13 protein-coding genes are annotated in these 10,031 nt (G+C 29.5%); 4 read left to right on the forward strand and 9 right to left on the reverse strand.

Going from position 1 to position 10,031, the window contains the following annotated elements:
* The 4 genes from NE054_RS05500 to rsmI all read left to right on the forward strand — a co-directional run.
* Window positions 1–495 (forward strand): hypothetical protein (locus tag NE054_RS05500; protein ID WP_297889564.1); only part of this gene is annotated, 495 nt, incomplete at its 5' end.
* Entirely contained in the window at window positions 488–2,173 is a 1,686-nt protein-coding gene (locus NE054_RS05505) for a DEAD/DEAH box helicase (protein WP_297889566.1), read from the forward strand. The genes NE054_RS05500 and NE054_RS05505, both read left to right, overlap by 8 nt.
* 33 nt (window positions 2,174–2,206) lie before the next feature.
* Window positions 2,207–3,052: a hypothetical protein gene (locus NE054_RS05510; RefSeq protein WP_297889568.1), complete on the forward strand. Its 846-nt coding sequence runs from the start codon at window positions 2,207–2,209 to the stop codon at window positions 3,050–3,052.
* The gene (gene rsmI, locus NE054_RS05515) at window positions 3,052–3,879 is read left to right on the forward strand and encodes a 16S rRNA (cytidine(1402)-2'-O)-methyltransferase (RefSeq protein ID WP_297889570.1); all 828 of its coding nucleotides are present in this window, start codon (window positions 3,052–3,054) and stop codon (window positions 3,877–3,879) included. Before NE054_RS05510 ends, rsmI begins: the two co-directional genes overlap by 1 nt.
* On the opposite strand, the gene rbfA is transcribed toward rsmI, so the two are convergent.
* Genes rbfA through dnaX form a run of 9 tightly spaced genes read right to left on the reverse strand, consistent with a single transcriptional unit; the run spans window position 3,868 to window position 9,876 of the window.
* A complete protein-coding gene (rbfA, locus tag NE054_RS05520; protein WP_297889573.1) occupies window positions 3,868–4,170 on the reverse strand; it encodes a 30S ribosome-binding factor RbfA in 303 nt (100 codons plus the stop codon). The genes rsmI and rbfA overlap by 12 nt on opposite strands.
* Before the next feature lie 13 nt (window positions 4,171–4,183).
* Window positions 4,184–4,444: a DUF503 domain-containing protein gene (locus NE054_RS05525; protein WP_297889576.1), complete on the reverse strand. Its 261-nt coding sequence runs from the start codon at window positions 4,442–4,444 to the stop codon at window positions 4,184–4,186.
* Window positions 4,425–5,225, reverse strand: coding sequence for a 16S rRNA (adenine(1518)-N(6)/adenine(1519)-N(6))-dimethyltransferase RsmA (rsmA, locus tag NE054_RS05530; protein WP_297889579.1), 801 nt, complete (start codon window positions 5,223–5,225; stop codon window positions 4,425–4,427). Before rsmA ends, NE054_RS05525 begins: the two co-directional genes overlap by 20 nt.
* On the reverse strand, window positions 5,212–6,096 hold the full coding sequence (gene galU, locus NE054_RS05535) for a UTP--glucose-1-phosphate uridylyltransferase GalU (protein ID WP_297889582.1): 885 nt from the start codon (window positions 6,094–6,096) through the stop codon (window positions 5,212–5,214). The genes rsmA and galU overlap by 14 nt, the downstream gene beginning before the upstream one ends.
* Window positions 6,083–6,790 carry a phosphoribosylaminoimidazolesuccinocarboxamide synthase gene (purC, locus tag NE054_RS05540; protein WP_297889584.1) on the reverse strand — a complete coding sequence of 236 codons (708 nt, stop codon included), beginning with the start codon at window positions 6,788–6,790 and terminating at the stop codon, window positions 6,083–6,085. The genes galU and purC overlap by 14 nt, the downstream gene beginning before the upstream one ends.
* 11 nt (window positions 6,791–6,801) lie before the next feature.
* Window positions 6,802–7,434: a tetratricopeptide repeat protein gene (locus NE054_RS05545; protein ID WP_297889587.1), complete on the reverse strand. Its 633-nt coding sequence runs from the start codon at window positions 7,432–7,434 to the stop codon at window positions 6,802–6,804.
* A gap of 31 nt (window positions 7,435–7,465) precedes the next feature.
* Entirely contained in the window at window positions 7,466–8,065 is a 600-nt protein-coding gene (gene recR / locus NE054_RS05550; RefSeq protein WP_297889591.1) for a recombination mediator RecR, read from the reverse strand.
* On the reverse strand, window positions 8,062–8,394 hold the full coding sequence (locus NE054_RS05555; RefSeq protein ID WP_297889594.1) for a YbaB/EbfC family nucleoid-associated protein: 333 nt from the start codon (window positions 8,392–8,394) through the stop codon (window positions 8,062–8,064). The genes recR and NE054_RS05555 overlap by 4 nt, the downstream gene beginning before the upstream one ends.
* Window positions 8,395–9,876: a DNA polymerase III subunit gamma/tau gene (gene dnaX / locus NE054_RS05560; protein ID WP_297889596.1), complete on the reverse strand. Its 1,482-nt coding sequence runs from the start codon at window positions 9,874–9,876 to the stop codon at window positions 8,395–8,397.
* Window positions 9,877–10,031: the final 155 nt, after the last annotated feature.

Raw genomic sequence — 10,031 nt, forward strand, 5'->3', positions numbered from 1 at the left:
GTTGAAAGAGAAGATAATTATCTTAGATTTGGGACATTAATAGTAGATAAAAAGTTAAAACCAATAGAATTTAGAGTAACATCAAAATTTTGTGTTGGTGAATTGCAAAAAATAATATATGGTGAAACTTTAAAGGAAGCTTTATTTATTGAAAAGGTTGGAATTCATTTACTTAATTCAATGGAAAGTGAATATGATTATATCTTTTGTAAAGAAAAAATACTTTTAAATCTAAGAAATAATTTTCCGAAACCTGTTTTCTTATTAGAAAAATTTGATGAATGGAAACCAAAAGAAAAGTACTCTTTTAAATTAATCTCATCAAGTGGAAAATTTGAACCGGTATTAGTAAAATATGCAGCAGTTGATGAAAAAAATATTTCTCAGCTAAATAAAGAATTAGTAGAAATTTTTAAATATTCAGATATTATGGAACCTTTTAAAAGAATTGAAAAAGCAATAGATTATATTGATAAGATGGGATTATATGATTAAAATATATAAAGTTGATTTTGACAACTTTAAACATTTAAAGATTTTTGATATAAATTTTGATATTAATTTTGGTAAAGTGAGCTCTAATTTATTTAGTGATATTGAAAATATAAAAACAAAAGGCAAAATTTATAATCTAAAAGATAATGTTTTTGAAATTGAGTCAAAAAAGATTAGAAAAAGTAAAAAAATAACCAATGTTTATAAAAATCTCTCTCTTTTCGATATTATAAAACCTATTCTAACTCCAGATATAAGTTTTGACATTCCCTCTGACTTAAATTTTCCATCTAAACTTTTTGATTATCAGATTCAGGGTATTAAATTTTTACTAACAAATAAATCTGCACTACTTGCAGATCAGATGGGAACAGGAAAGACTGTTATGACTACAACAGCTCTAAGAATTTTGTTTATAAAAGGTATAATTAAAAAAGCTTTGATTGTTGCTCCATCAAATCTATTAAATATTTGGGAAGAACATATTAAAAAATGGGCTCCTGAATTACAATATATTGTCTTAAATGATTCAAAAGAAATAAGAGAGTTGATGTATGAAGTTAAAAGTCATGTGTATATAATTAGTTATGATATTATAAAAAATGATTATAAAGATAAGTTTAACATTCTTAAATCATTTTTTAAAGATTTAGATATAGTTGTCTTAGATGAAGCTCATAATATAAAAAATAAAGATACATACAAATCAAAAGCAATAAAAACATTATCAAAAGAAATTAAATATAGGTGGGCATTATCTGGAACACCTCTTCAAAATAATATTAAAGAGTTAGTATCTTTACTGGAGTTTCTTTTACCCAAGGAAAAGGAACTGGAAAAGAAGAATCCAGAAGAGTTAAAAGAGATTTTAAAACCTATGATGATTAGAAGGCTAAAAAGGGATGTCCTAAAGGACCTTCCGGAAAAATTTCCTCCTGAAATTGAAAAATTCGAACTGTCACCTTCTCAAAAAGATTACTATGAAAAATATTTAAGCTTTGAAAAAAACAGACTTTTTGATATATATAAAAGATTTCATTATGAAAAAAACTTTTTCACGATGTTTAAACAGAATATTATATTTTCTTTACAAAAATTAAGACAGATATGTAATTTTCCACCTGATTCCCATTATAGCCCAAAAGGAAATAGATTAAAAGAAATTGTAAAAGAACTAACAGACCAAAAAGAAAAAATAGTTATATTTTCAAATTTTATTCATGAGGGAATTGATAAAATAAATAAAAATCTTTTGGAAATTTTACCTCAAAAAAGCATAGTTTATTTTCACGGTTCTATGAATCAAAAGGAAAAAGAGTTATCTGTAAAAAGATTTTTGGAGGATGAAGATTGTTTTGTATTTTTAGGCTCAATATCAGCTGCTGGAGAGGGATTAACACTTACCAGTAGTAGTTATGTTATATTTTTTGACCTTCATTGGAATCCTGCAAAAGTTTGGCAAGCAGAAGATAGAGTTCATAGAATAGGTCAAAATAAAGCTGTGAATATATATAGTTTTATAACTAAAAATACAGTGGAAGAAAAAATTATTCAAAAGCTTGAAGAAAAAAGGAGTATGATAAATAATCTTATAGATGATCAAATTTCTGAAGTTGAATCCGTATCATTGGAAGATTTACTTGATTTGATTGGATTAACTGGTCAAAACATTGTATAATAATCATTTATTAACTTAAAAAAGGAGTTACAAGTGAGAAAATTCATATTCTTTGTATTTTTTTCAATAGGAGTTTTATCAAAGGTTTACGCAGATAGTTTAATTGTAAGTAAGAAAGAGTTGTCAACCTATATACAGTATTCTCAATTTTTATTGGCTCAAGGAGAAACTGTTGTCGGACCTATCCAACTTCTGCCTGTTGCAAAAGTAGAATCGGTTTTAATTAAACCTACTGATAGAGATGTAAAAGTATCCGGATATATGGTAGAGCCGACTAAAGAAAATTGGGTTGAAAACTTGGTTGGAAAAAGTATATCAATAGAAGGTGAAGGAAGGTTAGTAAAGGGTACAGTTATAGCAGTTAAAGATGGATATATTACACTTGATACAAAAAATGGAGTTGTAATAACAACTCTTCCGGTTTTTCCTAATAGACTTTCTTCTTCGTTAAAATGGCAAGACCTTATGGCACCTAAATTAACCATAAAACTCTTTTCTGAAAAACCAACTTCAAGTGGATTAAACATTCTTTATCCTGTATCTGGATTTGAATGGGATGTTATTTATAATGCAGAAATTCAAAATGATAAAGTTATTTTTAATGGATTTTATGAGGTAAAAAACAACACAGCTCTAAGATTGATAGATGTGTCATTGTTCATAAAGGATAATGGAAAGACTATAAAACTTTACGATAAAACCGTCATAGAACCTTACTCTTCAAAAGTTATAAACATTGATAAGCTTATTTTAAACTATTCAAAAGAACTAAAAATAGAGTCTAAAAAATATTTACCTGATGGCAAAGTAGCAGTATATAAAAATAGTACATTTATAGGTTATGGGAGTTTGATTAAAGGAGTGTTAAGGCTTCCTTAATGGGAAAACTTTATGTTGTGGCAACACCTATAGGAAATTTAAAAGATATAACTTTAAGAGCTTTAGAAGTTTTACAATCTGTTAATATAATTGCTGCTGAAGACACTCGGCAAACTCTTAAACTTTTGAATCATTACGGTATATCTGGTAAAAAACTTATTAGTTATCATAACTACAATGAAAAGGAAATATCTGAAAAACTTATAAATATTTTAAAAACAGAAGATGTTGCTCTTGTTTCTGATGCGGGAACACCATGTATATCTGACCCAGGATACAGAGTTGTAAAAAAGGCAAGAGAAAGTAGTATAGAAGTTGTTCCAATTCCAGGTCCTTTTGCTGCAGCGGTAGCACTGTCTGCCTCTGGTCTTCCTTCAGATAAATTTTTGTTTGTCGGATTTCTACCTAATAAAGAGAGAGAAAGAGAAACAGATTTAGGAGAATATATAGATTTAGGATTTACTTTTATTCTTTATGAAAGTCCAAAAAGAGTTTTAAAAACACTGAATTTGTTAAATAAATTGAATCCAGATGCTGATGTAGTAGTTGCAAAAGAGCTTACTAAAATCCATGAATCTTTCATTTTTGGAAAGCCTATTGAAATTGTAAACTTTTTTGAAAATAATTTAGAAAAATTAAAAGGTGAGTTTGTTATTCTTGTTTATCCTAAAAAAGAAAAAAATATAGATATAGAAGAAATACTTAAAGAAGCTAAAAATTTAAAAAAAGAGGGAAAAAAAACCAAGGAAATCGCTTTCCTTCTTTCTAACAAATATGGTTTACCAAAAAATCTGATTTACGAAAAAATAAAAAATTTAGAAATTTAGCTTATAAATATCCTTTTTGAAAATCAGCTTTGGTGTTTTTTTTATCCGGATTCTTTTACCTAAGATATACCTAATATGACCACTTTCCTTATTTAACTCCTCTACTATCTGGTCTTCGTTTTTTAATGCGGAAACGTATATATCAGCTTGACTTAAATCTGCTTTTGTATCAACTACGCTTATTGTGATAAAGTTTTCTTTTCCGGCTTCATACTCATGGGTAATTATGTCTGATATTTCTTTTTTTAACATCATATTTACTTTTTCCATTCTATGAGATTTTTCTCTCATCTTTTACACCACCTTAAAATATTTCTTTTGTTATATTGATATGTAACTCTGGAAAGTTAATGTCAACAAAATTTATAACATTTTGTAAAACATTTTCTACATACTTTTTATCTGGACCAACCGTCACAACAGCAACAGTTGCCAACTGCCATAAATCCTGATTGTCCACTTCCGAAACAGCAACATTAAACTTACTTTTCAACTTTTCTTTTAAAGACCTTATCACCATTCTTTTGTCTTTTAAAGAACTTGAATCATGTATGTGAATTTCCATCAACAAACTGCCTATCATCATCCTTTACTACCTCAAACAATCTAACAAAATCCTCTACTTTTAACTCTTCAGCCCTTAATGTTGGTTTTATATTTGCTCTTTCAAGTATTTTTTCATCTACTTTTGTCCGAAGCATTTTTCTTCTATTTCCAAATAGATAAGATACAAAATTTTTGTACTTTTTAATATCTGTCAAGTGGTATTTATTGTTTGGAGTAAGTTTAACAACGGCAGAAGTCACTTTTGGTGGTGGAGAGAAAAATCTTGCAGGAACGCTCATAATGTAGTCTACATCAAAAAACGTTTGAATAAAAACTGATAAAAAGGTGTAATCTTTTGACTTTGGACTAGCTTTCAACTTTTCTGCAACTTCTTTCTGAACCATAAAAACACAAAATTCTATATTATCCAGATTAAAAGCACAGTTTATAATAATCAAAGAAGCAACATTGTAAGGAAGATTTCCAACTATTTTAACTTTCTTTCCTTTCGCAAGATTTTTAATATTAACCTTTAACGCATCTTCTTTTATAAGGTTGAAATTTGGATAGTTATTAAATTTTTCCTCTAACAATGAGTATAAAGATTGGTCTATTTCGATACTGTAAAGTTTTTGAGGTTTTCTATTTAAAATTTCTTGTGTTAAGATACCAGTTCCAGGTCCTATTTCTACTATAATATCGTCTTCTTTTATTTTAATTTCATCTACTATTTTTTTTACTACATTCTCAGAGACTAAGAAATGCTGTCCAAACTGCTTTTTTGCTTTAACTTTGTTCAATCTCTCTACACTTTTGCATCATTATTTTTATAAATTCATTTTTAACGTCTTCTCTTTCTAATGCAAAATCCATTATAGCCTCTAAATATCCTATTTTGTTTCCTGTATCATGTCTTAGACCTTCTATGTCCTTTGCATATATAACTTCTTTTTGTCTTAAAATAGATAATCCATCTGTAAGTTGTATCTCTCCTCCTTTACCAATAGGTGTGTTTTTTAGAGCTTCAAAAACATCAGGCGTAAGAACGTATCTACCAATTATAGCTGTTGTGGAAGGAGCTTCTTCAACGGAAGGTTTTTCTATCAATTTATCAACAAGTTTTATACCATCTACAACTTCTTTTCCATCCACTATTCCGTATTTACTTACATCTTCTTTTGAAACTTCCATTGTTCCTATCACGGATTTTCCAAATTTGTAGTAAACGTCTATAAGCTGTTTTATTCCAGGATTTGTTTCGTTTTTAATTATTTCATCACCAAGTAAAACTGCAAAAGGTTCATCTCCTACGACTCTTTCTGCTGTTAATACAGCATGACCAAGCCCAAGTTGCTCTTTCTGTCTTATGTAAACAAACTCAGCCATATTACTTATTTCTCTTAGCTTTTCTATCTCTTTTTCTTTTCCCCCTTTTTCTAAAATCTGCTCAAGTTCGGGGTAGTAATCAAAGTAGTCTTCTATCGCTCTTTTATGTCTTCCTGTGATAAAAATAACTGTTTCTATTCCGGATTTTACAGCTTCTTCTACAATGTAATGAATAATTGGTTTATCTATAAGAGGCATCATCTCCTTAGGAGTGGATTTTGTTGCAGGTAAAAATCTTGTTCCAAATCCGGCTACAGGTATAACAGCTTTTCTAACTTTTCTCACCCTCCAACCTCCTTAAAACTTCTTCGTAATACTTTGATAGGTCTCCCAAATTGAGTCTAAATCTATCTTTATCCATCCTTTCCCCACTTTTAGCATCCCAAAATCTACAAGTATCCGGAGATATCTCATCTGCTACTACTATACTTTCATCATCTTTTTTACCAAATTCAAGTTTAAAATCTACCAAAATAATATCAATATTCTTCAAGAAATCTTTTAAAACTTGATTAACTTTAAATGCAAGTTCTTTTATTTTTTTTATGTCCTCTTCCGTTGCTAAACCTAAGGCTAAGATATGTTCATAGCATATTATTGGGTCTCCAAGTTGGTCATTTTTTAGATAAAACTCTATCAAAGGAGGATTAAAAGGTGTTTTTTCTGTGATACCTAGTCTTTTTACAATACTTCCGGTTGCCAGATTTCTTACAACTACTTCAACAGGAATTATAGTTGTTTTGTATGCAAGCATCTCTCTATCTGATAACTGTTTTATAAAGTGGGTTGGAATACCATTTTTCTCTAGTAAATTAAAGAATATAGATGAGATTTTATTGTTTAGTATTCCCTTTCCTTCTATGATGTCTTTTTTCTGAGCATTAAAAGCGGTAGCTTCATCTTTAAAATAGATTACAACTTTGTCTGGTTCTTCTGTTTTGTATACTATCTTCGCTTTTCCTTCATACAACTTTTCCAACTTTTACACTCCTATAAATTTTCTCTTGCTAATATTGAAAAGTATCTGTAATTTTTATTTTCTTGAATTGTTTTAAATATTTTTTCTGCTTCTTGGAAGTTTCCCTCTTTTTTGTAAATTAAAGCTAATAAAGATTGAGCAGAAATGTAGTTGTAATCTTCTTTGTTGATTGATTTTAACATCTCTTTTGCTTCATTCTGTTTTCCAGATTTGTATTCAAGGTAGCTTTCATACTCTATCATACCCTTTGAAAGCTCTGTTTGAAGTTTATTCTTTAACTCTTTTGCCAAACTTATATCTTCTTTGTTTTCTTCTTTCATCATCATTATTTTGTAAGCAAGGATTACTTTGTAATAATCTGTATCTTTATAGTTTTTTTCAAATTCTTGAATGAGTTTTTGTGCTTCGTCTTTTTTATTATCTGCTAAAAGGTTGTTTATTTTTGTTATGTACACAGAGGCTTTTTGGTTTTCTTCTTCTTTTTTCTGTTTGTAGAAATAGTATCCTAAGGAAAAGATAAATAAAATCAATACGGTTGCTACTATAAATTTAAGATACTTTTTAACTTTATCCCAAAGATGGTAAACTTTATATTCAAGTTCTATATCTACATCCTTTTCTAAGGGTAGTTTATCTTTACTCAAAGGTTCACTCTCCATTTTTTATTTTATTTTATCACACTTTAATTCTGTGCTCCAAGGCTTTGGATAATGTAAATTCGTCTGCGTTCTCCAACACGGAACCAAATGGAAGACCGTAAGCCAATCGGGTTATATTCAATGGATATTTTTTCAATAAATTGTGGATGTAGTTAGCGGTTGCTTCTCCTTCCACTGTGGGATTTGTGGCTATCAACACTTCTTTTGCTGAATATTTTTTTATTCTTTCTATAAGTGATTTTATATTCAGTTTGTCTGGTCCTATTCCTTCTAAAGGAGATAGTCTTCCTCCAAGAACATGGTAAACTCCGGAAAACTTACCAGTTTTTTCTATAGTATATGCATCAAATGATTCTTCTACAACACATATATAACCTTTATCCCTCTCTGTTGATTTACATATTGGGCATATATCTTCTTCTGTGTATATTCCACACTCTAAACATGGATGAATCTTATCAAGCATTACCGCAAGATTTCTTACTAAATCCACTGCTTCGCTACGAGGCATTTTTAAAAGGTTTGTTGCAAACCTTTGGGCGGACTTCTCTCCATATCCGGGAAGGTTTGATATTTCTTCTATCACTTTAGCTAAGGATTGGGGTATGTAATTCAAAATAAACCACCGAATTTAGATAGATTCATTGGCAATCCGGATGCTTCAGAGAGTTTTTGAGTCATAACTTCTTTAGACCTTTCTGATGCTTCATTTACCGCTGATATTAAAAGGTCTTTTAGTACTTGATACTCTTCTTCTTTTAGAAGAGATTTGTCTATTTCTATATCAAGAATATCTCCAAGTCCGTTGCTGACGACTTTTACCATTCCACCACCAACTTCCACCACTATATTTTCCTTTTTCAACTCTTCTTTTGCTTTTTCTACATTTTCCTTTATTGATTGAAACTGTTTCATAAGCTCTGCAAGGTTTCCAAAGTTAAACATCTAATCCTCCTTTTCTTTGTAAGTTAGTATTTTTGAGCCTGGAAAAAGCTCTAAAACTTTGTCTACCACTTCATCTCTTTTTTTATCTTTTTTTTTATCTTTGACTTGAGGAGCGGATATATTTATGTTTTTATTTGGAAAATACTTTTTTAGTATATCAAAATGGGAACTTAAGATTTCTTCCTGAGATTTATCCTTTAACTTTATGAAAATACTGTTTTCTTCTTCCTTGATTTCAGCTTCTTTTAGTAAAGGAGCTATTATCTTTTCATTTTTTATTATCTGAGTTATTATTTTTTGAAGGTTTTGGTTTTCTTCTGACTGAGTTTTTTGCTCCGTTGATTCTTTAATTTGAGTACTTTCCTTCTGAATTTGTTGAGGAGTTGTTTTTCCAAACTCAAAATTTCCTTCGATAAGTTGTTGTATAGATTTTATGGCATCTATATAACTGAGTTTTAATATGTAAATCTGATATATATCTTTTGGATTTACAAAGGTTCTTGCTTCAGAGTATGCCTTGTTAAAGAGGTTTTTTATGTATATAAGAGTTTTTAGGTCTTGGTTAGAAAAGTGTTCATCTTTCTGATTCATAACGATATTTATTAAGGATTTTTGAAGATTAGATAAAAGCTCCTTCCAAAATATGTTTATGTCATATCCGTTGTCTTCTACTTCATCAAGTAATTTTATAAAAGGTTGAATTTCCTGATTTTTTATATAGTTTAGTGCTTTTTTTATGTAATTTAAAGGAACTATTCCTAACAACTCTTCAACAGACTTTACAGTCAATTTTCCTTCTGAATAAGTTACTGCTTGGTCTAAAAGACTGGCAGAGTCTCTCATACCACCTTCCAATTCCTGAGCTAATAAATCGACAGCTTCTTCTTCATAGGGAATATTTTCATTTTCAAGGATTCTTAACAGATATGTTTTTATTTGAGATTTTGTAGGTGGTTTGAATAAAAAGACTTGGCATCTTGATTTTATTGTATCCGGAATTTTGTACAATTCTGTAGTTGCTAAAATAAAAATGTTTCTTGGTGGTGGCTCTTCTAAAGTCTTGAGAAGAGCGTTAAAAGCTTCTTTTGTAAGCATATGAGCTTCATCTATTATGTATGCCTTGTATTTACCTTTTATTGGTTGGTAGTTTACATTATCTCTGATTGTTCTTATATCGTCTATACCACGATTTGATGCTGCATCTATCTCGTACATATCAGGAAAAGAGCCTTTATCTATCTCTATACAGTTTTCACATTGATTGCAAGGTTCATAATCTACTGGATTTTTGCAATTTAAAACCTTTGCAAGTATCCTTGCAATAGTAGTTTTTCCAACACCTCTAGAGCCTGAAAATATGTATGCGTGGGATATTCTTCCAAGTTTTACAGCGTTTTTCAGTGTTTTTACTACAAAATCCTGACCTATAACTTCTTTAAAAGACTTTGGTCTGTATTTTCTTGAAAACGCTTCGTAAGTCAAAATATAATCTCCAAAATCTGTAAACACTTAACCTTAATTAATAAATTATACCACAAGGGGGTTTTTTGAAGTGTTATAATAACCCTAATTTCCAATTCGAAAAAAAGATGAAATAAAAAACCTCCAGTGGTATCATAAAGTAAAACTACCACTGG

This window comes from Sulfurihydrogenibium sp., from assembly GCF_027448985.1.
GTDB lineage: Bacteria > Aquificota > Aquificia > Aquificales > Hydrogenothermaceae > Sulfurihydrogenibium.

Excerpts from the sequence above, each read along its gene's own strand:
- NE054_RS05555 (WP_297889594.1), bottom strand. The coding sequence starts at position 8,394 with ATGTTTAACTTTGGAAACCTTGCAGAGCTTATGAAACAGTTTCAATCA.
- NE054_RS05525 (WP_297889576.1), bottom strand. The coding sequence starts at position 4,444 with ATGGAAATTCACATACATGATTCAAGTTCTTTAAAAGACAAAAGAATG.
- NE054_RS05505 (WP_297889566.1), top strand. The coding sequence starts at position 488 with ATGATTAAAATATATAAAGTTGATTTTGACAACTTTAAACATTTAAAG.
- rbfA (WP_297889573.1), bottom strand. The coding sequence starts at position 4,170 with ATGAGAGAAAAATCTCATAGAATGGAAAAAGTAAATATGATGTTAAAA.
- rsmI (WP_297889570.1), top strand. The coding sequence starts at position 3,052 with ATGGGAAAACTTTATGTTGTGGCAACACCTATAGGAAATTTAAAAGAT.